The organism is Microbacterium foliorum (genome assembly GCF_006385575.1).
GTDB lineage: Bacteria > Actinomycetota > Actinomycetes > Actinomycetales > Microbacteriaceae > Microbacterium > Microbacterium foliorum_B.
This window is the reverse complement of record NZ_CP041040.1, coordinates 695,825-720,442: the sequence shown is the minus strand read 5'-3', so window position 1 is coordinate 720,442 and position 24,618 is coordinate 695,825. Positions and strand designations below refer to the sequence as shown.

Annotated in this window: 24 protein-coding genes; 13 read left to right on the top strand and 11 right to left on the bottom strand. The window is 69.3% G+C overall.

Annotated features, from left to right (window positions below; all coding sequences use genetic code 11):
* Window positions 1–20 precede the first annotated feature (20 nt).
* Window positions 21–959, top strand: a complete 939-nt coding sequence (locus FIV50_RS03495) for an NAD(P)-binding domain-containing protein (protein ID WP_219846250.1) — start codon at window positions 21–23, stop codon at window positions 957–959.
* Here FIV50_RS03495 and FIV50_RS03490 read toward each other — a convergent pair.
* Both FIV50_RS03490 and FIV50_RS03485 read right to left on the bottom strand, forming a co-directional pair.
* Window positions 913–1,266: a hypothetical protein gene (locus tag FIV50_RS03490; protein WP_258184394.1), complete on the bottom strand. Its 354-nt coding sequence runs from the start codon at window positions 1,264–1,266 to the stop codon at window positions 913–915. The two genes, FIV50_RS03495 and FIV50_RS03490, sit on opposite strands and share 47 nt — an antisense overlap.
* Complete coding sequence (locus FIV50_RS03485) at window positions 1,263–2,801, bottom strand: PspC domain-containing protein (RefSeq protein ID WP_140036212.1); 1,539 nt, start codon at window positions 2,799–2,801, stop codon at window positions 1,263–1,265. The genes FIV50_RS03490 and FIV50_RS03485 overlap by 4 nt, the downstream gene beginning before the upstream one ends.
* Before the next feature lie 114 nt (window positions 2,802–2,915).
* Between FIV50_RS03485 and FIV50_RS03480 the strand changes: the two genes are divergently transcribed.
* Both FIV50_RS03480 and FIV50_RS03475 read left to right on the top strand, forming a co-directional pair.
* Window positions 2,916–4,208, top strand: coding sequence for an ATP-binding protein (locus FIV50_RS03480; protein ID WP_140036211.1), 1,293 nt, complete (start codon window positions 2,916–2,918; stop codon window positions 4,206–4,208).
* Entirely contained in the window at window positions 4,201–4,860 is a 660-nt protein-coding gene (locus tag FIV50_RS03475) for a LuxR C-terminal-related transcriptional regulator (protein ID WP_140036210.1), read from the top strand. Before FIV50_RS03480 ends, FIV50_RS03475 begins: the two co-directional genes overlap by 8 nt.
* A gap of 23 nt (window positions 4,861–4,883) precedes the next feature.
* Here the strand turns inward: FIV50_RS03475 and FIV50_RS03470 are convergent, their stop codons facing one another.
* From FIV50_RS03470 to aztA, 3 genes are all read right to left on the bottom strand, one after another.
* Window positions 4,884–5,879, bottom strand: coding sequence for a MerR family transcriptional regulator (locus FIV50_RS03470; RefSeq protein WP_140036209.1), 996 nt, complete (start codon window positions 5,877–5,879; stop codon window positions 4,884–4,886).
* Window positions 5,880–5,881: 2 nt separating this feature from the next.
* Window positions 5,882–6,556: a HEAT repeat domain-containing protein gene (locus FIV50_RS03465; protein WP_140036208.1), complete on the bottom strand. Its 675-nt coding sequence runs from the start codon at window positions 6,554–6,556 to the stop codon at window positions 5,882–5,884.
* Window positions 6,557–6,633: 77 nt separating this feature from the next.
* Window positions 6,634–7,284, bottom strand: a complete 651-nt coding sequence (gene aztA / locus FIV50_RS03460) for a zinc ABC transporter ATP-binding protein AztA (RefSeq protein ID WP_140036207.1) — start codon at window positions 7,282–7,284, stop codon at window positions 6,634–6,636.
* Window positions 7,285–7,339: 55 nt separating this feature from the next.
* On the opposite strand from aztA, the gene aztB reads away from it, so the two are divergent.
* From aztB to FIV50_RS03430, 6 genes are all read left to right on the top strand, one after another.
* Complete coding sequence (aztB, locus tag FIV50_RS03455; protein WP_258184393.1) at window positions 7,340–8,191, top strand: zinc ABC transporter permease AztB; 852 nt, start codon at window positions 7,340–7,342, stop codon at window positions 8,189–8,191.
* A 55-nt stretch (window positions 8,192–8,246) separates the two neighbouring features.
* The gene (locus FIV50_RS03450) at window positions 8,247–9,470 is read left to right on the top strand and encodes an ABC transporter (RefSeq protein WP_140036205.1); all 1,224 of its coding nucleotides are present in this window, start codon (window positions 8,247–8,249) and stop codon (window positions 9,468–9,470) included.
* A 1-nt stretch (window position 9,471) separates the two neighbouring features.
* Window positions 9,472–10,383, top strand: coding sequence for a zinc ABC transporter substrate-binding protein AztC (gene aztC, locus FIV50_RS03445; RefSeq protein WP_140036204.1), 912 nt, complete (start codon window positions 9,472–9,474; stop codon window positions 10,381–10,383).
* Window positions 10,384–10,412: 29 nt separating this feature from the next.
* Window positions 10,413–11,624: a zinc metallochaperone AztD gene (gene aztD / locus FIV50_RS03440; RefSeq protein WP_140036203.1), complete on the top strand. Its 1,212-nt coding sequence runs from the start codon at window positions 10,413–10,415 to the stop codon at window positions 11,622–11,624.
* A gap of 125 nt (window positions 11,625–11,749) precedes the next feature.
* A complete protein-coding gene (locus FIV50_RS03435) occupies window positions 11,750–12,394 on the top strand; it encodes a hypothetical protein (RefSeq protein ID WP_258184392.1) in 645 nt (214 codons plus the stop codon).
* 92 nt (window positions 12,395–12,486) lie between these two features.
* The gene (locus FIV50_RS03430; RefSeq protein ID WP_140036202.1) at window positions 12,487–12,927 is read left to right on the top strand and encodes a GNAT family N-acetyltransferase; all 441 of its coding nucleotides are present in this window, start codon (window positions 12,487–12,489) and stop codon (window positions 12,925–12,927) included.
* A 39-nt stretch (window positions 12,928–12,966) separates the two neighbouring features.
* On the opposite strand, the gene FIV50_RS03425 is transcribed toward FIV50_RS03430, so the two are convergent.
* The 5 genes from FIV50_RS03425 to FIV50_RS03405 form a co-directional block, all read right to left on the bottom strand.
* The gene (locus FIV50_RS03425) at window positions 12,967–13,626 is read right to left on the bottom strand and encodes a response regulator (protein ID WP_140036201.1); all 660 of its coding nucleotides are present in this window, start codon (window positions 13,624–13,626) and stop codon (window positions 12,967–12,969) included.
* Window positions 13,623–14,855, bottom strand: coding sequence for a sensor histidine kinase (locus tag FIV50_RS03420; RefSeq protein ID WP_140036200.1), 1,233 nt, complete (start codon window positions 14,853–14,855; stop codon window positions 13,623–13,625). Before FIV50_RS03420 ends, FIV50_RS03425 begins: the two co-directional genes overlap by 4 nt.
* 68 nt (window positions 14,856–14,923) lie before the next feature.
* Complete coding sequence (locus FIV50_RS03415; protein WP_140036199.1) at window positions 14,924–16,150, bottom strand: serine hydrolase domain-containing protein; 1,227 nt, start codon at window positions 16,148–16,150, stop codon at window positions 14,924–14,926.
* Window positions 16,151–16,182: 32 nt separating this feature from the next.
* Entirely contained in the window at window positions 16,183–17,007 is an 825-nt protein-coding gene (locus FIV50_RS03410; protein ID WP_140036198.1) for a hypothetical protein, read from the bottom strand.
* Entirely contained in the window at window positions 17,007–17,738 is a 732-nt protein-coding gene (locus FIV50_RS03405) for an ABC transporter ATP-binding protein (RefSeq protein ID WP_140036197.1), read from the bottom strand. The genes FIV50_RS03410 and FIV50_RS03405 overlap by 1 nt, the downstream gene beginning before the upstream one ends.
* A gap of 160 nt (window positions 17,739–17,898) precedes the next feature.
* On the opposite strand from FIV50_RS03405, the gene FIV50_RS03400 reads away from it, so the two are divergent.
* The 4 genes from FIV50_RS03400 to hrpB all read left to right on the top strand — a co-directional run bounded on the left by FIV50_RS03400 (window position 17,899) and on the right by hrpB (window position 23,833).
* Complete coding sequence (locus tag FIV50_RS03400) at window positions 17,899–18,519, top strand: DUF1349 domain-containing protein (protein ID WP_140036196.1); 621 nt, start codon at window positions 17,899–17,901, stop codon at window positions 18,517–18,519.
* 249 nt (window positions 18,520–18,768) lie between these two features.
* A complete protein-coding gene (locus FIV50_RS03395) occupies window positions 18,769–19,197 on the top strand; it encodes a MarR family winged helix-turn-helix transcriptional regulator (RefSeq protein WP_140036195.1) in 429 nt (142 codons plus the stop codon).
* A gap of 297 nt (window positions 19,198–19,494) precedes the next feature.
* The gene (locus FIV50_RS03390; RefSeq protein WP_140036194.1) at window positions 19,495–21,090 is read left to right on the top strand and encodes an SPFH domain-containing protein; all 1,596 of its coding nucleotides are present in this window, start codon (window positions 19,495–19,497) and stop codon (window positions 21,088–21,090) included.
* Window positions 21,091–21,280: 190 nt separating this feature from the next.
* Window positions 21,281–23,833 carry an ATP-dependent helicase HrpB gene (hrpB, locus tag FIV50_RS03385; RefSeq protein ID WP_140036193.1) on the top strand — a complete coding sequence of 851 codons (2,553 nt, stop codon included), beginning with the start codon at window positions 21,281–21,283 and terminating at the stop codon, window positions 23,831–23,833.
* Here the strand turns inward: hrpB and FIV50_RS03380 are convergent.
* Window positions 23,830–24,582 carry an AAA family ATPase gene (locus FIV50_RS03380; RefSeq protein ID WP_140036192.1) on the bottom strand — a complete coding sequence of 251 codons (753 nt, stop codon included), beginning with the start codon at window positions 24,580–24,582 and terminating at the stop codon, window positions 23,830–23,832. The two genes, hrpB and FIV50_RS03380, sit on opposite strands and share 4 nt — an antisense overlap.
* Between the last annotated feature and the right edge of the window lie 36 nt (window positions 24,583–24,618).

The window sequence follows — 24,618 nt, the reverse complement described above, 5'->3', positions numbered from 1 at the left end:
GCGTCAATACTGTCATTCAGGTGGCTACCGCACTTAAAGGTGGCTACTTGCCATCCGGCTGGCAGTCCCCCACGCTGACTGTCATGAAGATCTCAGTACTCGGACTCGGGCACATGGGTGCCGCCATAGCCACCCACCTGATCGACCAGGGCCAGACGGTCACGGTGTGGAATCGAACCGCTGGCCGCGCGTCAGCCTTCGCCAGTCGGGCATCGGTAGCTGCCGATGCAGCCGAGGCGCTCGCTGGCGCCGACCTCAGCATTCTTTCCGTCCTGGACAACGCTGCGGCACACAGCATCCTCGAAGATGCATCCGAGGCGGCAGCCGGAACACTCATCGTCAACCTCAGCTCTGATACGCCTGCGACCGCCCTGGCGCTGAGCGAGTGGGCGCGCGACCGTGGCATGCGCTACCTCTCAGGGGTAATGCTGACCCCTTCGACGATCGTCGGTCAGCCCGATTCGCGCATGCTCATATCAGGGGCGACGTCGAACCTCGACGACGCGATGCCGGTGCTGGCGTCGATCGCCCCAGACGTCTCGGTGCTCGGCAGTCGCCACGAGCTACCCGCCTCATTCGACACGGCTCTGCTCGGTGTGTTCTGGACGACCCTCGCAGCATGGGCGCATGGCACAGCGCTGGCGAAGGCACACGGAATCGCCGGCGAAGTGATCGCGCCGCATCTGGCGGCGATGGTGAACCTCGCCGCTCAGATCGGCCCGGAGTTCGCTCACGACTCTGACCACCGGGCCTATCCTGCTGACACATCGACCATCGGTTCCACCGTCACCACCATGCAGCACGTCACCGCCGCGTCGAAGGACGCGGGCGTGAACTCGGCCCTGGCTGAGGCAGTGACCGTTCTCTACGAACGCGCGGCGCTAGAGCACGAGCACGATTCTCCCTCGCGGGTCAGTGAAGCGATGTGGCGCTCGAACGAGGAGACCGCGGGGCGCTGACGGTCGTCCGGCGCTGCACCGTCCGGAGCAACGCCGACGCACCGGTGACGAGCACGAGCACGCCGATGGTCAGGATCATCAGAGTGCTGATCGTGACGGGCGTGAGGGTGAGCGCCCAGTCGGCGACGCCCGAGCGGCGGTCGTCGTCGGCGATCAGCCACAGCGAGGTCGCCGCGACGGCGGCGAACAGGACACCCCAGACGATGGCCGCCCAGCGTGTGCGCGGCGGGGTGACCGCTTCGGTGTGGGGTGCGGATGCCGCGGTCGCCGCTGCTGTTCCCGCTTCGGTGGTCGTCTGAGTGCTCATCGTTCGTCCTCTTCCTCAGCCTCGATGAGGGTGATGTTGATCTCGCCGCTGTCCTGATCGATGGTCACGCGCTGCACGGTCGTCGTCGGTGCGTTCTCGGCCGAGATCGCCTCGGCCACGACCGAGTCCCCGCCGCGTTCCGTCGCCGTCCACGTGCCGCTGTCGACGATCGTGCCAGTGTCGGCCTCGACGCGCGTCCAGCTCACGTCGGTGGTTCCGACGGTCGCCCGCAGCTGCAGCTGCACACCGGGGTCGACCGAGATCCAGGTGGTACCGGCGCCCTTCTCCACGACGATCGGGCGCGGAGCGTCCCGGTGCTGGTTGAGTGAGATGTAGAGGTCGCCGAACGGCTGGCGCACGTGTGCCGCCTCGTTGTTCGAGATCGATGCCCACCCGACGCTCACGCCCTGGAAGGCCGAGAACCCGCCCGCCACAAGTCCGGCGACGAGCGTCAGCACGGTCGTGAAGGCGAGGAAGCCGCCGCGCCGTCGGAGGGCACCTGCCACGATCATTCCGATCGCGAGCACCAGCGCCGCCGACAGCAGGCCGAGGGCACCCCCGACGGCGGCGTCGCCGCTGCCGAGCCCGACCAGGGCGCCGACCACGATGGCGAGGCCGAGCACTGAGGCGACGATCGCGAAGCCGGCGCGCGGACGGGAGGCGCGTCGAATGCGACGGCGTTCCGCGGCCTCGGCGGCGAAGACCGCGGCTTCCGCCTGACGCTCGCGTCTGACCTCGTCGCGGGCCATGCGCTCGGCATCCTGCTGCCGCCGGCGCCACGCCTGATCCTGCTCTTTCCACGCCCGGTGCTGGGTCCGCCACGCGGCGACCTCGGCGGGGTCCTCCACCCCGGAGGGCAGCGGCGCGGGAGGAGCAGGCGCGACGTCGTCGCCGAAGGAGGCGGGCGCCGTGTACTCCGCGTCTGCGGATGTGGCATCCGTCCCCTCGGCGGTACCCGAACCGCCGAGGGGAACGGATGCCGCCGGGGCCGCCTGATCTGCGGAACCCACCGGCAGATCAGGCGCGGAAGCACCCGGGGTGCGGCTCGCAGCACGCACGATCAGGAAGAGCAGGCCGCCCACGACGACCAGCCCGACGATCCAGCTGAACACCGCCAGCGCCGACCAGCTCTCGTATCCGAACCCGAACAGGCGTCCGGTGAGCGGAGCCGTCGGAATCAGCCCCACGATGGCCATGCCCAGAAGACCGAGCTGCACGGGCTGGTAGTCCCGATGCAGCAGGTCGCGGACGTGGACCCGGCCGTCGAGATCCGGCAGCAGCGCCCAGGCCAGGGCGTAGAGGAAGATCACCGGCAGACCGAAGAGCGCTGCCACCACGAGCACGCCGCGCACGATCAGCGGATCGATCCGCAGCCGGGCCGCGATGCCGGCGGCGACCCCACCGAGCCAGCCGTCGGAGCGGGCGACGCCGAGACCGGCGACCCACAGGAGGAAGCGCTCGGCGCCGTGCGGAACGGCCGGCCTCGGCGGGGCGGCCTGGTCGGCGGGAGGCGGTGGCGCAGTCGGAATCGTCATGCGTCAATCCTGTCTCCCCCGGTCGGATCCCTGCCATGGGGTGAACCCCTGAGCGGCCCCTGATTCTCGTCCGGGGAGGCCCCGGATCCGCGCGACGAATGATTGGATGGCGGCATGTCCTCTTCCGCGACCGCCTCTGCGCGACCCGTTCGCACCGCCGTGTCGCCGCGAGCGGGAGAAGACCCCCAGCCCGAGCCGCGTCCAGTGCTGACGCGCGACCGCGACTGCCTGGTCGCGGGTGTCAGCGCCGGTCTCGCCCGTCACCTGGGTGTGCGGGTGTGGATGGTCCGTGCGCTCTTCATCGCTCTCACGATGTGCGGCGGGGCCGGCATCCTGCTCTACGCCTGGTGCTGGGCTTTCACGCCCTGGACGGACGGCGACGACACTCCGACGCGACGGGTGCCCGTGGCCTGGATGCTGCTCGCACCTGCAGCCGTCGGCATGCTCATCGTGCTCTTCTGGCGTGGGGGCAGCGACTGGCTCTCAGGAACGATTCCACCGGATGCGGCGGCCGTGGTCATGTTCGGCACCGTGGGGGCGGCGACCGGGGCCGGGCTGTGGGCGACCCTGATCGATCGGACCGACACCGCCCGCGGACCTCGGCACACGATGCTGGTCCGGATCCTCTCGGTCGCACTCCTCGCGATGCTGTTCGGTCTGCTCCTGACCCGGCCGGTCGGCAGCACAGGTGTCGCGCTCGTGCTGGTCCCGCTCGCCGGGATCCTCGCCGTGCTGCTGTCGACCCTGATCCCGCGGTGGCGCGACCTGGCGGGCGAGCGTGTGCGGCGCATCCGTGAAGAGCAGCGGAGCGAGATGGCCGCGCACCTGCATGATTCTGTGCTGCAGACTCTCGCGCTGATCCAGAACAGGGCGGGAGCATCGAGCGAGGCGGCTCGGCTCGCGAGAGCGCAGGAGCGTGAGCTGCGCGCCTGGCTGTATGACGGCGATGCCCCGGCCGACAGCGATCTGGCGACCGACCTGCGCGACTACGCCGGGGGCCTCGAGCTCGACTATCCGGTGCGGATCGACGTGGTCTCGGCCGGCCTCTCCACGGAGCGCGCGAGCGGGGAACTCGCCGCGGCGGCGCGAGAGGCGATGCTGAACGCAGCACGGCACGCGACGGGCGAGGTCTCGGTCTACATCGAGGGCACCACGACCGACGTCGACGTGTTCGTGCGCGATCGAGGCTCCGGCTTCCGGCTCGATGACGTGCCCAGCGACCGCCTGGGCGTGCGGGAGTCGATCATCGGTCGGATGCGCAGAGCCGGGGGCTCAGGCACCGTGCGCAGCGACGAGAGCGGCACCGAGGTGCATCTGCGACTGTCAACCGTGCCCCGGGGAGCGGCGAACGCGCAGGCGCCGAACGCGCAGGGGAACACGGATGAAGGCGAGGACGCTCGTGGCTGACAGCATCCGGATCGTGATCGTCGACGACCACTCGATCTTCCGCTCGGGGCTCCGCGCCGATCTCGACGCGAGCGTCGAGGTGGTCGGCGAGGCGGCCGACGTGCCGTCCGCCATTGCGATGATCAGCGAGACCGTGCCCGATGTCGTGCTCCTCGACGTGCACCTTCCCGGCGGCAGCGGCGACGACTCCACCGGCGGCGAGTCGGTGATCCGCGGCTCGCTGCCGACGACGGCCCGGTTCCTGGCCCTGAGCGTGTCGGATGCCGCAGCCGACGTCGTGCGAGTGATTCGCGCTGGGGCGCGCGGCTACATCACGAAGGGCTCATCGGGCGGGGAGGTCAGCCGCGCAGTGCACGCCGTCGCAGGCGGGGATGCGGTGTTCTCGCCGCGGCTCGCCGGGTTCGTGCTCGATGCGTTCGGCGCTGTCGCCGGCGAGATCGCCACGACGACCGACGAACTCGACCGACTGTCGGCGCGCGAGCAGGAGGTGATGCGGCTGATCGCCCGCGGCTACGCCTACAAGGAGGTGGCCGCCGAGCTGTTCATCTCGATCAAGACGGTCGAGACGCACGTCTCATCGGTGTTGCGGAAGCTGCAGCTGTCTTCGCGACACGAGCTCACGGTGTGGGCCTCGCAGCGCCGGCTGCTCTAGCGGGCAGCCTCCCCTCGTCTCCTTCAGGTGGCGCGAGCCTGGAGGTGGGCACGGGCGGTCAGTGCGACGGCGCTGTCGGCGGCGGTCGCGAGCAGGCGCAGAGTCGCTTCCGCTTCCGCGCCCGGTATGGAGGCGAGCATTCCCGCGAGGCGTCGGCGCCCGTTCGCGTCCGCGGCATGGGTGGCGATGCCGGCCTGGCGGGCCACGCGCCTCGCACCCTGCTCGCTCTGAGCGAGGGTCTCGAGCGCCTCTGCCGCTTCGATATCCAACTCACCCACCGCCACCATCGTGACCAGCGACGGAACGGTTCGGTCGTCGCCGTTCGCGCCCGCGATGAGGTTGGCCCGCGCGCGCACGTGTCCATCGCTGTGGGCGGTTCGTGCAGCGACGACGGCCAGCGATCTCGGCGTCCCGATCTTCAGCAGCGCTTCGAGCGCGCGACGGCATCGCGACTGCTCGTGCGAGTCGAGCGCTCGAGTGAGTGCGGGTACGGCGGCGTCACCCATTCGAGCGATCGACCAGAGGAGCGCACCGGCCACGTTCGGCTCAGTCTCGCGAAGCACGGCCTCCACGAGAACTGCGGTGCTGCTTTCGTCGACCGTGTCCAACGACAGTGCCAACCGCTGCCGGTCGGACGCACTGCTGGAGTCGAACCCGCGTATGAGTTCGACGATACGCAGCACGTCCAACCAGCCGCGAGGCTCGCTCGCTCTTATTCGTTCGAGCCGTGACAGAAGCTCCTCTGTCGCGATCAGCTTCACCCGAGCGCGCTCAGCGAGTTGGTCGACGAGCTTCCCCGGGGCGAAGTCGTCGATGTCGAGGTTCGTCGCGATCTCCGACAGGCTGAATCCGAGCGAGCGCAGGCTCTCGACATGGAAGAGTCGCTGCAGGTCCGCTTCCGTGTACTGCCGGTAGCCGCTCGCCGTGCGCGCGGATGGCGAAAGGAGACCGATGCGGTCGTAATGGCGCAGCATCCGTGCACTGACTCCGCTTCGCCGTGCGACCTCGCCGATCAGCACGGTCAGTGGCCCTCGATCGTCGGCGCAGCGCGAAGCGCGGCCACGCGTCGTGCTTCTTCGACGGCGGTCTCGAAGCTGTCGTCGGGGTTCGCCATCACATGCGCAGTGGCGAGAGCGTGAGCTCGAACGCCCGGGTCCCTGGACTCGGAGGCCTCCTCGACCACTGGTTCGGCCGCGGGACCGAGCATGGCGATCGCGCGGCTGAGGCTGCGCTGGAGCTCTCCATCGCCCCGGCCGAAGTTCCTCCCGAGTTCACGAGCCAACTCGCCGCGTTCGCTCTCGGGCGCGAGTCCTGCCGCGGTGCGCCATGCCGTCTTTGCGACTTCTGCATCCGCATCGCGCAGCAGGTCGGTCGTGATTGCCGGCCAGGCCCGAGGGTCCTGGATCTTCGACAGGCTGTGCAGTGCTTGACTCCGTGCCTGCGGGTTCGCGGAACGGAGTTCAGGCAGCAAGAGGTCGACGGCCCGGGTGCGATCGTGACGGGTGATCGCCCACGTGAGCATGTCGCGCACGTAGAAGTCCGGTTCCACCGCACACCGGTCGATGAGGGTCGAGAGATATGCGTCGTCTGCACGGATGCCCGCCGTGAGAGCTGCCTGCAGTCGAGCGGACGCGTCGGCTGCGCGCAGAGCATCGCGAAGCCGTGTCACCTGTGCCGTCGGGCTGTTGTCGTTCATGAAAACCACCTCCGCATCACACTTCACACCTTGTCATGGTGTCAAGGTCAAGAGAGGTCAGCAGGCTCTACGACGGATCAGCCGTCGACGCGAACTCGCCCCTCGATCAGGGCGACCACGTGCTCGGCATCGCCGATGACAGCGGGGTCGTGCGAGACGCAGACGACGGCGACACCGCGCGCCGCCTCCTCGCGCAGCACCTCTCGGATGCGGAGTCCGCTCGTCGCGTCGAGACCCGTCGTCGGTTCATCGAGCAGCAGCAGGTCGGCGTCACGTGCCAGACCCTGGGCGAGCAGGGTGCGCTGCTGCTGACCACCCGAGAGAGACGCGAACGGATGCCGTGAGAGCGCGCCGATGTCGAGTCGATCCATCGATCGCTCGACGAGCTCGCGCGACGTGGCATCCATTCGTCGCCACAGTCCGAGCCGGCCCCACGCACCGACGCTCACCACGTCTCTCACTGAGACCGGGAGCCCCTGCGGGATCGCCGCTCGCTGCGGCACGAAGGCGACGCTCCCGCTGACATTCCGCTCGCCGGCATGCTCCCGCGTTCCGGCGAGGACCTCGAGCAGCGTCGATTTGCCGGCTCCGTTCGGGCCGGTGATGACGGTCACCGTCGCCGATGGCACGTCGACGTCGATGCCCGACAGCGCGGCGCGACCGTCGAAGGAGACGTTGATGCCCGTCAGGCGTGCGGCCACGGTCTGGACCGATCCGAGAAAAGTCATGACTTCACTTTATGAGTTTGATAATCATTCTCAAAAACGTCTAGGCTCGCAGATTGTGAGTGCTCATCCGACCGGACTTCTCGACCCGTTCACCCTCGACTTCCTGCAGCGGGGGATGCTCGGCGGGGCGCTCGTCGCGATCCTCTGCGCGATCGTCGGCACGTGGGTGGTCATCCGCGGAATGGCATTCCTCGGCGAAGCACTGGCGCACGGCATGCTTCCGGGCGTCGCCCTGGCCACCGTGCTCTCGCTGCCGGTGCTCGTCGGCGGAGCGCTCAGCGCCATCGCGATGAGCCTGGGAATCGGCGCGCTGCAGCGGCGCGCTCGCCTCTCGTACGACACCAGCATCGGGCTGCTGTTCGTGTCGATGCTGGCGCTGGGGGTCATCATCATCTCCCACTCCGGCAGCTTCGCCACCGATGCGACCGCCATCCTGTTCGGCGACATCCTCGCGATCAGCTCCGGCGACCTCGTGCTGCTCGCCGCGGCCGCCACGATCGGGCTGATGGTCGCCGCGCTGTTCCACCGCTCGTTCGTCGCCCTGTCCCTCGACGCGCGCATCGCATCGGTGCTGGGGCTGCGTCCGCAGATCGCACAGGCGGCGCTCGTCGGGCTCGTGACTCTCGCCGTCGTCGCGTCCTACCAGGCGGTCGGCTCGATGCTCGTCGTCGGACTGCTGCTCGCCCCGGCCGTCGCCGCCGGCCATTGGACCACCCGCATCCCGACCCGCATGGCACTGTCCGCGCTCTTCGGCGTGGCCGCCGTGCTCCTCGGCCTTCTCGCGTCCTGGTACGCCGCAACGGCAGCCGGCGCCTCCGTCGCGGCATCCGCGATCCTGCTCGCCTGCCTCTCGTGGACGGTGCGGGCAGCCCTCGACTCTCGCGTGGCCCGGACGCAACACGTCTGACCCCGCTGTCGCGACGACGCGACCTCCCGCACGACATACGACAAGGAAGGACCCCGTGCGCTCTCGCATCACTCTGTTCGCCCTGACCGGCGCCCTCACGGTCGCTCTCGCCGCCTGCGGCACGACCCCCGCCGAGCCGCCCTCGAGCGGAACGACGGACGACGGGCACGGCGACATCGCCGGCGCGGAAGAGGTGGCCGAACCGCAGCTCGGCCTGACCTCGATCGATCCGCACGGCACCGTCAGCCACCTGGACCTGCTCGACGAGCGCGTCACGGACATAGGCGAGATCCCGGCGCCCACCGACATGACGACCGACGGACGGTACCTGTTCGCAGAGACGAGCGACGGAGTCGAGATCGTCGACAGCGGCGTCTGGACCTGGGATCACGTCGATCACTTCCACTACTACCGCGCTGAACCCGCTCTGCTCGGCGCGGTGGACGGAAAAGGCGACGCCACCATCGCGACGACCAATCTCTCCACGACCGGCGGCACCGGCATCTCGTTCGCGGGCTCCGGCGATGCCGTGCTGCTCGACACCCACGCGCTGTCGAAGCGCGAGATCAGCGAGCTGTTCCGAATCGAGCGCGAGCCGCACGACGGTCTTGTCGTGCCGGTGGGCTCGTTCGCACTGGTCACCGAGGCGACTGACGGCATCGGCACGAGTGTGCGCGGGTACACCGCCGATGGCGAGGAGACCGGTCTCGATGAGTCGTGCGTTGCTCCCGCCGGCACGATCACCACGCGGGTCGGTGCGGTCGTCGGATGCGCAGACGGCGCCCTCCTCGCGCACGTCGACGGCGATGAGCTGCAAGTGGAGCGCATCCCCTACCCGGAAGGCACGACTGCGCCGGCCGTCACGGACTTCGACAACCGCGAGGGACGCCCGACCGTCGCGGGGCTCGCCGGCTCCGAAGGGATCTGGGTGCTCGACACCCGCGCGAGGTCGTGGACTCTCCTCCCCTCCCCCGCACCACTGGTGCACGTGACTGCGGTAGACGACGAAGACGGCCACCTGCTCGCTCTCGCGCAGGACGGCCGCGTGCTCGTGCTGGACGACGAAAGTGGTGCCGTGCTCGCGGAGACACCGCCACTCGCAGCCGAGTCCCTCGCCGCAGGCATGACGCCGACGCTCATCGCCGATCAGCACCGCGCCTACCTGAGCGCACCGGCCGAGCACAGGCTCTACGAGATCGACTACGCGGATGCCGCGCGCGTCGCCCGCACCTTCGACACCGCCACCGAACCGGCGTTCGTCGCCGAGACAGGACGCTGACATGCGCCCCGCACGCCTCCTCGCGACGTTCGCCCTCGTCGGCCTCACCGCTACTGGCCTCGCCGCCTGCTCGACAGCAAGCGACTCCCGCCCGACCATCGTCGTCTCGACGAACATCCTCGGCGACGTCGTCGAAGAGCTGGTCGGCGACCAGGCGCAGGTCGTGACGCTCATGAAGCCCAACGCCGACCCGCACTCGTTCGAGATCTCGGCGCAGGAGGCTGCCACTCTGCGCAGCGCCGACCTGCTGGTGTCCAACGGGCTCGGCCTGGAGGAGGGGTTGCAGCAGCACCTCGACGGGGCCGCCGACGTGCCCGCGTTCGTGGCGGGGGATGTCATCGAGGTGCTCGACTACAGCGAGGGCGACGCCGCGGGGATGCCGGATTCGCACTTCTGGACCGACCCCGAGCGCATGATCGACGTGGTCGATGCCGTCGGGCCGGTGCTCGCAGAGCTCGACGGCATCGATGTCGAGGCGCTCGATTCGACGATCGCGGACTACCGCGAGGAGCTCCGAGAGCTGGACGCGGAGATGGCCGACGCCTTCGCCACGATCCCCGATGATCGACGCGCGCTGGTCACCAATCACCACGTCTTCGGCTACCTCGCTCAGCGCTTCGACTTCGACATCGTCGGCGCGGTGATCCCCGGTGGCACGACGCTCGCCGCACCCTCGGCATCCGACCTCGCCGACCTCGTCGACGCGATCGAGGAGACCGGGGTGCCAGCGATCTTCGCGGAGTCCTCCTCGCCGGACCGCCTGGTGCAGGCCCTCGCGAGCGAGGCGAATGTGCAAGTCGAGGTCATCGAGCTCTTCACCGAGTCGCTCACCGCACCCGACGAGGGCGCACCCGACTACCTGACCATGATGCGCGTCAACACCGAACGCATCACCACCGGTCTCACCCAGTGAGGCCTCACCACAGAGAAAGAGGAAAGCACATGCGAACCTCCCCCCTTCGTCGCGCGTTGATCAGCGCCGCGGCGCTCGGCGCCGTCGTCACGCTGGCGTCGTGCGCCGCCGGCGGCTCGACCGCGCCGGCATCCACCCCCGACGGCAGCGGTTCCGATTCGCAACCGGGCCCCCGCGTCGCGGTCGCCTATGAGGGCGGCATCCTCGTGCTCGACGGCGAGACCCTCGACACCGTGGCCGACTTCGAGTCCGAGCCGTTCACGCGCCTCAACCCCGCAGGCGATGACCGACACGTCATGGTCACCATGAGCGAGGGCTTCCAGGTGCTCGACACGGCCGCCGGATCGACCGACGAGCCCGAGCTCACCGACACGATCTTCGAGGCCGACACCCCGGGTCACGTCGTTCGGCATGCCGACAAGACCGTGCTCTACGCCGACGGCACGAGCGACACCACGATCTTCGACACCGCAGACCTGGCGAGCGCAGACGGCCTTCCAGACGTCGAGACCATCCCGGGTGTCGAGGCGCACCACGGCGTCTCGGTCGTGCTCGAGGACGGCACCTTCCTGACCACGGTGGGCAACGCCGACGGCCGCAACGGCATCGTCGCGAAGGATGCTGAGGGCGCCGAGATCGCGTCGTCGGACCAGTGCCCCGGCGTGCACGGCGAGGGCACCGCGAAGGATGAGGCCGTCGTCTTCGGTTGCGAGAACGGCGCGATCATCTACCACGACGGCGAGATCACGAAGGTCGATGCTCCCGACCAGCCCTACGGCCGCATGGGCAACGCCTACGTCAGCGAGACCAGCCCGATCATCGTCGGAGACTACAAGAACGACATCGACGCCGAGGGCTACCTGCTCAGCGCCGTGACTCTGATCGACACCGAGGCCAAGACGCTCGAGGTCGTCGACCTTCCCGAGGGCGTCGAGTACACCTTCCGCGACGTCGTGCGCGGACCGGAGGACCTCGCGTACATCCTCAGCAGCGACGGATCGATCCACGTGCTCGACCCGGAGTCCGGCGAGATCACCGACAGCTTCCCCGTCGTCGAGGCGTGGGAGGGCCCGGCCGAATGGCAGGACGCCCACCCCGCCATCGTCGTCGCCGGGAACATCGCCTACGTCACCGAACCGGCAGCGAACAGCGTGCATGCGGTCGACCTGACTACCGGTGAGGTGCTCGCGAGCACCGAGCTCGAGGTGACGCCGAACGAGATCGCGCCCGCCGCGGGCTGACCTCAGGATCGAGATGGGGCGGAGTGCACGTCGATGCACTCCGCCCCAACTTCGACTGCAACCCCTGCAGGTCGTTGCTTCGAGCAGGCGAGACCGCCAGGATGGGTGGGCCGGAAAGGGGGACCATGAGATCCAGCGCACCGATGCCGGGCAACCCGTGGCCGCACGACATGTCGATCACGGTCGACGACAGCCCGCACATCCTCATGGAGCTGCTCTGGCTGCGGGAAGCGTACGAACTGCAGCCCGAAGGCGATGACCTGCCTCCGCTGCTGGTGGATACGCCCGTCGCCGTTCCGGATCCCGCAGTCCGTGCCGCCACTCGCGACGAGTGGGGTGCCACGTGGCCCCGCATCTGGCATGCGGCCCTGGCTCACGCCGGCCGCGACCAGGATCCGCGGTTGTTCGACGAGCTTCGGACCACCGCTGACGGTTCACCCGAACGCGCTGAGCTTCTCCACCGCATAGTCGGACCCAGCTGGCGCGACGAGTTCGGCGACACCGCGTTCGACCATGGATCGTTCGCCACCTGGTCGCAGAAGGGAGCGGAGGCTCATTTGGCGGCGATGCCGGCACGACTCGAAGACCAACCCGAACGGCGGGATCTGCCGGCACTGATCCCGGCGTGGCGTGCCGGCCTGACGAAGATCGTGACCATTCCCTGTGCAGGTGAGTTCACCCACAGAGTCGGCGAGAACGCCCTTCTCACGACCTCTGCGACACGGGAGAACAGCGACAGCTACCGGCGCGCGTTGGGCACGTTCGCCTGACCGCGCTGACCGTGGCAGACTGCTCGGCAGCGCTCGATCACGGCGATCCGGGTGTCGACATCGCTACACCCCAGACACACGAACGGAACGAGATGACCGACGCGACAACAATCCTCGACCGCGTGGCCACTGCGGCAGAGCATCGATCGATTGCTGAGTCGGTGGGCTGGCACGACGCCTTCGACTGGGCGACGATCGCGGATTCGCTGGCCGGCTCCACCTTCGGCGTGGTCGCGTATGCCGGCGACGAGCCCGTGGGCATGGGGCGCGTCGTCGGAGACGGCGTGAAGTACTTCTACGTGCAGGATCTCGCTGTCATCCCGGCCTTCCAGGGAACCGGCCTGGGGGCGCGCATGCTGGACCGACTCGCCGAGCGAATCGCTGAGGTCGCCCCCGCAACGGCCTTCGTCGGACTGTTCTCGACCGCCGAGGGCGCCGGCCTCTACGCCTCTCGCGATTTCAGCTCCGGCGACATGACCGGGCTGTTCCGGCTCATCGAGCCCACGTCGCGGGACGCGAATCAGAACGGATAGACGTCGAGCCCCGTGTGGCTCTCGACTGCGCGACCGCTGTCACCCGGCTTCGACGATCCCGGCCCTGATTCCCCAGAGCACGGCCTGCAGGCGGTCGCGGGCTCCGGTCTTCTGGAGGATGCCGGCGAGGTGGTACTTGACGGTCGTCAGCTCGACGAAGAGGCGGTCGGCGATCTCGGCATTCGACAGCCCCTCGGCGAGGAGCCGGAGCACGTCCAGTTCCCTCTCGGTCAGCGGAGGCCCCTCGGCCGGCATCTGCGCGGTGCTCGCTCGACGGCGTTCGCCGAACTCGTGCAGGATGCGACGAGTCAGCCGCTGGTCGAGGGTTCCGTCGCCGGCGGCCACCGAGCGGACCGCGCCGAGCAGTGTGTGCTCGTCGGCGCCCTTGAGGAGGAACCCGGCGGCACCGGCCTCGAGAGCGGCGAAGACGTCGGCGTCCACATCGAAGGTGGTGAGAATGAGCACGTCGGTCGCCAGGGCGGCGTCTCCGACGATCTCGCGGGTGGCCGCGATGCCGTCTGATCCCGGCATCCGGATGTCCATGCAGACGACGTCGGGGCGGAGGCTGCGGGCGAGACGCACGGCGTCGGCGCCGTCGACCGCTTCGCCGATCACCTCGATGTCGGCCTCGGCTCCGAGGATGACGGCGAGGCCTGCGCGCACGACGGCCTGGTCGTCGGCGATGAGGACACGGATCATGGGGCGCTCCGTCCGTCGAAGGGGATGTCCAGGCGATTCGTCCATCCGCCGCCGTCGTCGGGCCCGGCCGACAGGTGCGCCCCGATGAGTTCGGCCCGCTCCGCCATGCCGGAGAGCCCGTAGCCGACGCCCGACCTCTCCGTCGTCTCGCGTGTTCGGCCTTCGGCGGACGGCTCGTTGGCGACCGTGATCTGCACGGCATCCGCTCCGAACCGTACGGTGACGGCGCACGCCGCTCCGGGCGCGTGTCTCGCGGCGTTCGCGAGCGATTCCTGCACCATCCGGTACGCGGTGGTCTCGGCGAGCGCACCCACCGGACGAGCATCCCCGGCAGTGGTGAGAGCGACGCGTTGACCCCGTTCCCGCGCGGCGTCCACGAGCGCTCCGATGCCGGCGATGGTCGGCACGGGGCTCGGAGCACCGGAAGGCGTGTCGTCGTCGCTGCGCAGGAGCCCGACCGTCCGTCGGAGGTCGGCGAGCGCGATGCGGGCATCGTCCTGCACCGTCTGCATCATCTCCCGCGCCCGGTCGAGATCACTGCGGGTGAGAGCGGTGGCGGCCTGGGCGCTCACGACGATCCCCGAGAGGTGGTGTCCGGCGATGTCGTGCAGTTCCCGGGCGAGGGCCTCGCGCTCGGCACGCACCTCGCGCTCGGCGCGCTCGCGCCGCTCGTGCTCGGCCATCCGCGCCTGCTCCTGCAGTGCATCCGCGAGACGCTCGCGACCGCGGACATACTCGGCGACGGCGGCGGGAGCCGCGTACTGCAGGACCACGCGGGCGATCACGGTGAGGATCAGGACGAGCGCCGATTCGCGTGACCCCAAGAGCAGCGCACTCGCACCGACTCCGGTGGTCACGAGCGCGCCGAGGGCGAGCGCCGTCAGCGCCGGGTTGCGCGGGCTGCGCCGGGCCATCGCATAGGCGGCGAGGATCACGCCCAGCGAGCCGACCCCCAGCTCCCCCGCCGAGGTCGCCAGGATCACGGCGTCGAGCAGCACGGCTCCGGCGAAGACGATGATGGGTGCGCGCCGGCGGAACACGAGAAGGACGGCCTGCAGGGCGACCAGAGCGGCGTGCACCAACGGCGACACATCGCCCGGCACTGTCGCGGGGAGCTCGTCGATCCACAGGTCGGCGCCGAGATAGCCGATCGCCGCAGCGAGCACGAGCGCCGGCGGAATCGCGCGGCGCACGCGTTCGGCGCGGGAGGGCGGCTCCGCAGGGGTCATGGACTCAGTCAACCACGCCGCGCCCCGCCCCCGTCTGGGGGCAGGACCCGGAGTGGACCGAGGTGTGATCACCGATCGCACAGCGTCTCGTCGAGTGCTTCGACGACGATCCGGTACTGCTCGAGCAGCACCTCCTCGTCGTCCGGGGAGACCACTGCCCAGGGCAGCGCGGTCACCGCGATCGTGGCGGCAGTGCCGTCCGGCGCGACGGCATTGCGCGTCTGGGTGCCGGGGATGTCACCGCCGTGTCCCCAGGCGAATCCTCCGCAGCTGAGGGGGTACCGCTGCAGACCGAGTCCGTACTCGGCCTCCGGCCAGAGCTCATCGCCTGCCGGCACAGAGGTTTTCATCGTCTCGAGCGCCGCACCGCTCAGCAGCTCCCCGTTCAGCAGCGCGCGCATGAAGGTGTTGAGCTCTGCCGGGGTGGACACCATGGCGCCGGCCGACCAGGCAAATGAGGTGTCCATGGTGGAGATATCACGCAGCTCTCCCGGAACGTCGGCATGGTAGCCGGTGGGGTGCTCGCCGCGGAGCGGGAGCTCACCCGGAGCGGGGAAGTACGTGTGCTCGAGTGCCAGCGGTGTCACGATGCGCTCTTCGATCTGCTGTGCGATCGCACGGTCGGTGACCGCCTCGATCAGCAGCCCGAGCACCAGGTAGTTCGTGTTGCTGTACTCCCACTTCTCCCCCGGCGCGAAGCTCGCAGGACGACTGAGGGCGATGTCGAGCATGTCCCGCGGAGAGATGTACCTCTTCTGCGCGCCGAAGGCATCGGCCGCGATCTGGTCGGCGTACTCCGGCAGACCGGTCGTCTGCTGCAGCAGCTGGAGCACGGTGATGCCGGCGCCGTCGATCCCCGCTCCCCTGATCAGCCCGGGAAGATACGTGTCGATCGGGGCGTCCAGGTCGACAAGACCCTCATCGACCAGCTGCAGCACGATCGTCGCGACGAACATCTTGGTGTTGCTGGCGATCCGCACCTCTGCGTCGAGCGGAGGCGCCTGGCCGGTCTCGATGTCGCCCTCGCCGGCGACGGCGTTCTCCACCTCGCCGTCCGGCGAGGTCACCGACGCGAGTGCCGCCGGGTAGCCGGCATCGACGAGAGACTGCAATCTCGTCTCGAGATCGCCGGTCGTCGCAGCATCCGCGGACGATGCCGGTCGATCGGATGCCCGGAAGAGCGCGCCGGCCGTGATCGCTCCCGCAACGAGCAGGGCGGCGGCCGCGATCGCGATCACCGTCCGCATCCTGCGTCTGGGGGCGGGCTGGTTCTGGGGTGTAGGGCTGCCGTTCATGGTGTTTCCTTTGCTGTCGGATGGGTCGGGCATCAGAGGTCGCGCCGGGAGAGAGCGACGGATGCCGCGGCGAGCGCCGCCGCAGTGAGTGCGGCGAGGGCCGCCAGCGCCACTCCGACGTGAACGTCGGCCGAACCGCCGTGGATGACGTTCTGCGCGAGCGCGACGGGGAGGAACTGCGTCCAGACCGGCGCGGAGCCGCCGCCGATCAGCGAGGTCATGGCGGTGAGGAGGGGCTCGGCGAAGAGCACCGCGAGCATGGTGAGGATGCCGGCGAGTTGCGTCCGCACCAGGATGCCGACCGCGAGGCCGATCAGGGCGAGGCCCGCGACCGCGACGACACCCCGTCCGAGGGTGGCGGCGACGTCCCCGGCGCCGACGATGAAGGGCGTTCCTGTCATCGCGAGCGCGATGAGCAGGGCGATGAGACTGACGACCGCCATGACGGCGCCGATGACGACACCGACGACCGTGACGGCCGTGGCCTTGCCTGCGACGATGCGACCGCGTCGCGGCGACGCGAGGGCTGCTCCGACCATGCCGCCGTACCGGTCGTCACTGGTGCCGGCGAGGGTGCCGAGCAGCACGACGGCGAGGAGCGCGATGCCGATCGATCCGCCTCCCATCGACGCGCCGAGCGGGTTGATCGCGTCGAGCTGCGCCGTCGCCGATGTCAGGTCGAGCACGGGGAGGTCGGCACCGAGCGCCGCTGCGCCGGGACCGATGTCGCCGCGAGCGAGCGCGGGGAGCACGGTCACGAACATCAACTGCGTCAGGATGAGCCCGACGATGGCGACGAGCGCGCTGACCTTCGTCGCCGTGGTGGTGGTCAGTCCGAGGAGTTCTGCGCGGAACATCAGCGCACCCCCGCAATTCCGGTGACCTGGAGGTAGTAGCCCTCGAGATCTCCGCTCGCCGTGGCGACGGCATCCGCCAGCGTCACGTCTGCGACGACCCGTCCATCGGCGATCACGACGATGTCGTCGGCGATGTCCTGCACGTCGGAGAGCAGATGCGAAGAGAGCAGCACCGTACCGCCAGCATCCGCGAACGCACGTAGGCGATCACGCAGCCAGCGCATGCCTGCCGGATCGAGGCCGTTCGACGGCTCGTCGAGGACGAGCAGCTTCGGCTCTCCGAGGAGAGCTGCGGCGATCGCGATGCGCTGCTTCATGCCGAGCGAATAGCCACCGGACCGGCGGTCGGCGTCGGAGGTCATGCCCACCTCGGCGAGGACCACATCGACGCGCTCGATCGCGACGTCGGCGCGGGCCGCGGCGATGCGCAGGTGCTCACGTCCGGTGCGAGCGGGGTGCAGGCCACCGGCGTCGAGCACAGCGCCGACCATCGTCGCCGGCCGCTCGAGGTCGCGGTAACGGCGGCCGAAGACCAGGGCCTCGCCCTGGTCCGCCGCGATGAGTCCGAGCAGCAGCCGGATCGTGGTCGTCTTGCCGGCGCCGTTGGGCCCGAGCAGCCCGACCACCCTCCCTGACTCGATGGTGAAACCGACTCCGTCGACGCGAGCGCGTCCATGGAAGGACTTGTGCAGTCCGCGCGCCTGGAGCGGCGGAGATGTGGAGATGTTCATGTCTCCAGCCTCGCCAGCACGGCTCTCGAGCACCCCCGCCCGGCGCACGGGATCGCCCTGTCCGAAAGGACAGTCCTGATCGTTCAGCCGGGCTGGCCACCACCCGACGGCGTCGACCGTCTCTCATCTGCGAGGCATCTCGATTGGCCACAATGGTGTGATGAACACTCGAGTCGATCTCCCTGGCGTCCCCTTCCCGCTGCACCCCTCCGAGGACTGGCCGTGGCGAGTAGAGGCAGACAGCGTCCTGGTGACGGCCAAGCCGCACAGCGACTTCTTCGTCGACCCGAGCGGGAGCGGCAGCGTGGCTGCGGAGAGTCAGCTGAACGCGGTCTCGTTGACCGGTCGTCCCGCTGAGGGCGACTTCACTCTGACCGCTCGAGTTCACGTCGACTTCACCGACACGTTCGATGCCGGCGTGCTGATCGTCTGGGCCGACGAAACGCTGTGGGCCAAGCTCTGCTTCGAGTTCTCCCCCGATCGAAAGCCCATGGTCGTGTCGGTCGTCACCCGCGGAGTCTCGGACGACGCGAACGCGTTCCTCGTCGAGGGCGACGAGGTCTGGCTGCGCATCGCACGCATCGGAACGGTCTACGCCTTCCACGCATCGGTCGACGGCACGCGATGGGACTTCGTTCGAGGGTTCGCACTGGGGGCCGAAGAACAGCAGGTCACTGTCGGGCTCGAAGCCCAGAGCCCCATGGGAAACGGCTGCGACGTGCGCTTCGATGCCGTCACATACACGGCGGCGACGCTCGGCGATCTTCGCGACGGTTCCTGACGCGTCATCCGACAAGGCACCCTCATCACTTCCGCCCCGGCGTCGAGGCCGATCGCATCCTCACAAGCACCGAAGATTCCGTGACCAAACCGTTGCATTCGTTATCTCGCCGTTATAGAGTGATCGCACGGTGAATGTTTGCTGTGGCATACACCGCATGTGATTGCAGGACACTCTTGGTGCAAGGGACAAGGGCCGGTCGGGAGCCTCTCCGACCGGCCCTTTACTGTTGCCAGTACGCTGTTCTCCATGACCGATCGCAAGCTCGCCCTCGAGGCCTGGGAGAGCCTGTTCCGCGCACAGCACGAGCTGTTCACCGAGATGAACACCGACTTCGATCACACCGAACTCGGGCAGGCCGAATACGACGTCCTACTCACGGTGACCCGGTCCCCCGGCATGTCAGCCCGCCTGCGCGATGTCACCGCGAACATGCTGATCAGCCAGCCGAGCGTCTCTCGTCTCGTCGACCGTATGGTCGCCCGCGGGCTCGTCGCGAAGTGCCCAGACCCCGACGACGGGCGCGGTGCGCTGATCAGGGCCACGGATGCCGGCGTCCGCGAGTTTCGCAGTGTCGCCACGGTGCATGGCCGGTCGATCGCCGAGCGGATGTCGCGGCTCGACGACGCCGAGCTGAAGACGCTGCGCGATCTGGCGGAGAAGCTCCGCGGCCGCTGAGCAGCGTGCCGGCCCCGTCCTGACCCGACGGAGATCTGTCCCACGGGAGGAGATCTGCCCTCGGGAGGGGATCTGCCCCACGGGAGGACCGCTGCCCCAGGGAGGAGATCTGTCCCACGGGAGGAGACCTCGGGCTGGAGGCTCCTCCCGAAGAGCATTTCTCCTCCCGAGGCGCATCCCGAGTCGTCGACTCCTTCGACGGCATCCCCCGATCTCTGGCAGGGTGGAGCGTGAACGCCCGCGCGGCCGCGCCGGCATCTGAGACCGCCCCCTCGGGGGGAACCAGGGAGGTCATCCATGGAGATCGCCGGAATCGTCGGCATCCTCATCATCGTCGGGATCGGCATAGCCATCGCTATCGTCGTCCTGCTCATCCTGCTGCTGTTCGCACGCAGCTGGATCAAGGTCGCGCGCGCCGATGAGGCGCTCGTCATCTCGGGACGCAAACAGAAGGTGGCGCGCGCCGTCATCGGCGCAGACGGCTCGACCAAAGACGAGATGTCGGAGTCGCCCGTCACGGTCATCGTGAACGGCAAGTCGCTGGTCAACCCGATCACGCAGCGCCACGAGATCATCTCGCTGCGATCGCGCCAGGTCTCGCTCAATGCCGAGGCGCAGTCTCTCGACAGCGTCACGCTCAACGTCGACGGCGTCGCGATCGTGAAGATCGGCTCGGACCCCATCCTCGTGCGTCGAGCCGCCGAGCGCTTCGCTTCGCAGGACAAGGCGATCGAGCAGTTCACCACCGAGCAGCTCGAAGGTGCGCTGCGTGGAATCGTCGCGACCCTCTCGGTCGTCGAGCTCATGCGCGAGCGCAAGAAGTTCTCCGACCAGATCGCCGCCGACGTCTCGCAGGAGCTCGCCGAGCAGGGCCTGATCCTCGACTCGTTCCAGATCAAGGGCATCACCGACAAGGTCGGCTACATCCAGTCGCTCGGTGCTCCCGAGATCCAGGCGAAGCGTCAGTCCGCCGAGATCTCGCAGACCAACGCCGACCGTGCGATCAACCAGAAGAACATCGCCAACCAGGAAGCCAACCTGATCGAGCAGACCGCGCTCGACACGAACACGGCGAACTCGAACGCCGGCATCGGCCGTGCGCGTGCCGAGGCCGAGCAGGCAGAGAACCTCGCCCGTGAACAGGCTCAGCAGGCCGTTCTGCAGCAGCAGGCCGAGAACCGCCAGGCTCAGCTCGACGCCGATGTCAAGCGCGTCGCCGATGCCCAGCGATACGAGGCCGAGACCCGGGCCCAGGCCGAGCTCTACACGCGTGAGCGTGCCGCAGAGGCCGGCGCGATCGAGCAGGTCAAGCAGGCAGAGGCCCGCACCCGCATCGCCGAGCAGCAGGCCGAGGCCGATAAGGCCAAGGCCGCCGGTGAGGCCGCAGCAGCGATCGCCCGCGCGACCGGTGAGGCCGACGCACTGCGTGCTCAGGCCGAGGCCGAATCCGAGGCTCGACGCCTGCGGGCGAACGCCGAGGCAGACGCCATCCGTGCCGAGGGTGAGGCGCGAGCCGCAGCCGTCGAGGCAGAGGCGAAGGCCATCGCGTCGAACCAGGACGCGTTCCTGTCACAGCGCGTGCTCGATGTGCTGCCGTCGATCATGGCGGAGTTCTCGAAGGGCTACGCCGCGATCGGCAACGTCTCGATCATCGGCGGCTCGAGCGACGGCGGCGCCTCGGACCTCGTCGGCGCCGACAGCGCGAAGGCGCTGAAGTCGGTGTTCGACAGCGTCAGCTCGGCGACCGGCCTCGACCTCGCGTCGATCATCCAGGGTCAGGCCGTGGGCCGTGGCATCGGCGAGGGTGTGGCCGCTGCCACTGCTCCGGCGCCGCGCCAGTCGACCCCGACCACTCCGCCGCCGCCCGCACCGCCGGCTCCTGCAGCGGAGTAGTCAGCACACAGAACACAGCGGATGCCGCGGCCGGATCGGTCGCGGCATCCGTCGTTCTATCTCGGGGAACCTCCGTTCAAAACTCAGCATGAATCGCTGCGTCGGTGGCGCGGGATCGTCTTCCAGGGCACATCGACCGGAGTCCTGCTGAATTGTGAACGCCGCACGTCGGACCCGGCAGACTGGAGGCATGCCACCCGCCGCCTTCGACCTCGCCGCCATCGGCGCAGGCCTGTCGTTCGCGGCTGCTCTCGACGAGCTCTCCGCGGCTCTCGACGCGAGCTCGTCGGTGGTCGTGAGCGCGCCGCCCGGCACGGGAAAGACCACCCTCGTGCCGCCGCTCCTCGCATCGCGGTCGACCGGACGAGTGATCGTCACCCAGCCCCGTCGTGTCGCCGCTCGCGCAGCCGCACGGCGCCTCGCACAGCTCGACGGCTCGCCGTTGGGCACCCGCGTGGGCTTCACCGTGCGCGGCGAGCGCTCAACGGGACCGCAGACCCAGGTCGAGTTCGTCACCGCCGGGGTGCTGCTGCGACGCATGATCGACGATCCAGGACTCGACGGCGTCGATGCCGTGATCATCGACGAGGTGCATGAACGCGCACTCGAGAACGATCTGCTGATCGGTCTGCTCTCGGAGGTGCGCGAGCTGCGGGACGACCTCGTGGTCGTCGCCATGTCGGCGACGCTCGACGCCGCGCGTATCTCCGCAGTGCTCGGCACGGATGACCTTCCGGCTCCGGTCGTCGACCACGACGTCCCGGCTTTCCCGCTCGTCGAGCGCTGGGCTCCGAGCCCGACGCCGCGCCTCGATGAGCGCGGGGTCACCTGGGGTTTCCTCCACCACGTAGCCCGCACAACCTCCGCAGCGGCTCTGGACATGGTCCGTGAGAACCGCGACGCCGACGTGCTGGTCTTCGCACCGGGCGCGCGCGAGGTGTCGGAGATCGCCCGCCGCATCCGCGACGCGAGCGACGCGTTCGACGTGCGGGAGCTGCACGGCCAGATCCCCGCGGCGGAACAGGATGCCGTGATCCGCGGCCGCTCCCCGGACGACCGCCCGCGCATCATCGTCACGACGTCGCTCGCAGAGTCCTCTCTCACGGTGCCGGGTGTGCGTCTGGTGGTCGACAGCTGTCTGTCGCGGCATCCGCAGCGCGATGCCACCCGCGGCATGACGGGCCTGGTCACGACCGCCGCGTCGCGTTCGTCGTGCGTGCAGCGCGCTGGTCGAGCGACACGACAGGGCCCCGGCACCGTCATCCGCTGTGTCGACGAGCGCTCCTATGCGGCGGCTCCCGCACGCCCGGCCCCCGAGATCGCGGTGACCGACCTCGCGGATGCCGCTCTGCTGCTCGCCTGCTGGGGCGCTCCGGGCGGCGCGGGTCTGCGCATGATCGATCCGCTGCCCGCAGACAACCTGGCCGATGCCGTCTCGGTGCTTCGCGGTCTCGGCGCGATCGACGACGAGGGTCGCGCCACCGCCGAGGGCCGCGCACTCGCTCGGGTTCCTGCGGATCCTCGGCTCGCCCGCGCTCTCCGCGACGGCAGCCCGGTCGTCGGCAGCCGTCTTGCGGCCGAGGTCGTCGCGGTGCTCGGCGGCGACCTGCGTATCGCCGAGGCCGACGTCGCCCAGGCCCTCATCGCCCTGCGGGGCGGACGCGCACCGGATGCGCGTCGATGGCGCGACGACGCGAATCGCCTCGAGCGCATGGTCCGACAGGCACCGGACGCGCGATCAGGACTCGACGGCGTCGGCCTCGTGATCGCGCTGGCGTTTCCCGAGCGGATCGCCCATCGTGTCGAGCGCACCGCCGAGGGAGCGACGTTCCTGCTGGCGTCCGGCACCCGGGCGGGGGTGCGTGGTCCGCTCTCGGCCGTCGAATGGCTCGCCGTCGCCGACGTCGCCCGCGCCTCGGCACGGGCGGCTGCCGGCTCCGGCGCGATCATCCGATCGGCGGCCGTGCTCACCGAGGCGCAGATGGAGCGCGCGGCGAATCACCTGATGACCGACCGTGTCGAGGCGGAGTTCACGGCGGGCCGCGTCCAGGCGCGCCGCGAACGCCGCGTCGGCGCGATCCTGCGTTCGTCCTCGCCCGTGCGGGCGTCGGCGCAGGAGGGGCGCGATGCCGTGCGCCGCGCGATCCGGCGTGAGGGACTCGGCATGTTCACCTGGTCTGACACGGCCGCCGCGCTGCGCCGTCGGTTGGGCCTGCTACGACGCGAGCTGGGCGCACCCTGGCCCGATGTGTCGGATGCCGGGCTGCTTGAGGCTCTCGATGAGTGGCTGGCGCCCGAACTCGACGCTCTGGCCGGTGGCACGCCGGCGGGGCGGATCTCTCTGTCGTCGGCACTTCGCCGACTGCTGCCGTGGCCCGAGGCGGCGCGCCTCGACGAGCTGACCCCGGAGCGTCTTGAGGTGCCGAGCGGATCCCGCATCCGCATCGACTATCCCGACCCCGACGACGCCACCGCTCGCCCGGTCGTCGCCGTGAAGCTGCAGGAGTGCTTCGGCTGGGCGGAGACCCCTCGGCTGGTCGACGGGCGGGTGCCGGTTCTGTTCCATCTCCTGTCGCCCGCGGGGCGTCCGCTCGCGGTCACCGATGACCTCGCCTCGTTCTGGTCAGGTCCGTACGGCCAGGTGCGCGCCGAGATGCGGGGACGATACCCCCGGCATCCCTGGCCGGAGGATCCCTGGGCCGCCGTGCCCACGAAGCACACCAAGAACCGCTCGGCTCGCTAGTCGAGCAGATGCCGCAGATACCGGGGCGGGTCCTGCAGGAACGACCGCCAGTGGTTGACGAGTTCGAGCTCGTTCCACTCGGCGGGCCGGATGCCCCACTCCCCCACTTCGAGGATCTGCGCTCCCGGGAAAGCCGCGAGCACCGGCGAGTGCGTGGCGCACAGCACCTGGCCGCCGCCGTCGACGATGCGCTGCAGCACGGCGATCAGCGCGAGCGTCGATTGGAACGACAGCGCGGCCTCCGGTTCGTCGAGACAGTAGAAGCCGGGCGAATCGAAACGGCTGTCGAGCAGCGCGAGGAACGACTCGCCGTGACTCATCTCGTGGAAGGGGACGTCGCCGCTCGACGAGGGATTCTCTTCAAGGTATGTGTAGAACGAGTGCATCGTCTCGGCCCGAAGGAAGAAGCCCCACCGGTCGGCACCGACACCTCGTTGCAGCTGCAGCCATTCCGACAGCGGCGATTCTGTCGGTCGCGTGCTGTGCTTCGCCTGCCTCGACCCACCTTCGGGCGAGAGCCCGTAGGCGACGGCGATCCCTTCGACGATGGTCGACTTGCCGCTGCCGTTCTCACCGACGAGAAAGGTGACGCCGGGTGCGAGGTCGATCCCCTCGCGCAGCACCTGCGCCACCGCGGGGATCGTCGTCGGCCAGAGCCGCCCCGGCGCGGGCGCATCGCTGTTCGCCCGCACGGCCACGATCGGCTGCTCACGTCGTCGTCGGCTGCCCGGTCTCCAGATCGAATCCATCAGCACCTCCCTGGAAGGAGGCTAACCGCCACCGCC

Excerpts from the sequence above, each read along its gene's own strand:
- aztD (WP_140036203.1), top strand. The coding sequence starts at position 10,413 with ATGCGAACCTCCCCCCTTCGTCGCGCGTTGATCAGCGCCGCGGCGCTC.
- FIV50_RS03420 (WP_140036200.1), bottom strand. The coding sequence starts at position 14,855 with ATGACCCCTGCGGAGCCGCCCTCCCGCGCCGAACGCGTGCGCCGCGCG.
- FIV50_RS03465 (WP_140036208.1), bottom strand. The coding sequence starts at position 6,556 with ATGAACGACAACAGCCCGACGGCACAGGTGACACGGCTTCGCGATGCT.
- FIV50_RS03390 (WP_140036194.1), top strand. The coding sequence starts at position 19,495 with ATGGAGATCGCCGGAATCGTCGGCATCCTCATCATCGTCGGGATCGGC.
- FIV50_RS03410 (WP_140036198.1), bottom strand. The coding sequence starts at position 17,007 with ATGTTCCGCGCAGAACTCCTCGGACTGACCACCACCACGGCGACGAAG.
- FIV50_RS03490 (WP_258184394.1), bottom strand. The coding sequence starts at position 1,266 with ATGAGCACTCAGACGACCACCGAAGCGGGAACAGCAGCGGCGACCGCG.
- FIV50_RS03415 (WP_140036199.1), bottom strand. The coding sequence starts at position 16,150 with ATGAACGGCAGCCCTACACCCCAGAACCAGCCCGCCCCCAGACGCAGG.
- FIV50_RS03405 (WP_140036197.1), bottom strand. The coding sequence starts at position 17,738 with ATGAACATCTCCACATCTCCGCCGCTCCAGGCGCGCGGACTGCACAAG.
- FIV50_RS03400 (WP_140036196.1), top strand. The coding sequence starts at position 17,899 with ATGAACACTCGAGTCGATCTCCCTGGCGTCCCCTTCCCGCTGCACCCC.
- aztC (WP_140036204.1), top strand. The coding sequence starts at position 9,472 with ATGCGCCCCGCACGCCTCCTCGCGACGTTCGCCCTCGTCGGCCTCACC.
- FIV50_RS03430 (WP_140036202.1), top strand. The coding sequence starts at position 12,487 with ATGACCGACGCGACAACAATCCTCGACCGCGTGGCCACTGCGGCAGAG.
- FIV50_RS03435 (WP_258184392.1), top strand. The coding sequence starts at position 11,750 with ATGAGATCCAGCGCACCGATGCCGGGCAACCCGTGGCCGCACGACATG.
- FIV50_RS03425 (WP_140036201.1), bottom strand. The coding sequence starts at position 13,626 with ATGATCCGTGTCCTCATCGCCGACGACCAGGCCGTCGTGCGCGCAGGC.
- FIV50_RS03395 (WP_140036195.1), top strand. The coding sequence starts at position 18,769 with ATGACCGATCGCAAGCTCGCCCTCGAGGCCTGGGAGAGCCTGTTCCGC.
- FIV50_RS03380 (WP_140036192.1), bottom strand. The coding sequence starts at position 24,582 with ATGGATTCGATCTGGAGACCGGGCAGCCGACGACGACGTGAGCAGCCG.
- aztA (WP_140036207.1), bottom strand. The coding sequence starts at position 7,284 with ATGACTTTTCTCGGATCGGTCCAGACCGTGGCCGCACGCCTGACGGGC.
- hrpB (WP_140036193.1), top strand. The coding sequence starts at position 21,281 with ATGCCACCCGCCGCCTTCGACCTCGCCGCCATCGGCGCAGGCCTGTCG.
- FIV50_RS03485 (WP_140036212.1), bottom strand. The coding sequence starts at position 2,801 with ATGACGATTCCGACTGCGCCACCGCCTCCCGCCGACCAGGCCGCCCCG.
- FIV50_RS03480 (WP_140036211.1), top strand. The coding sequence starts at position 2,916 with ATGTCCTCTTCCGCGACCGCCTCTGCGCGACCCGTTCGCACCGCCGTG.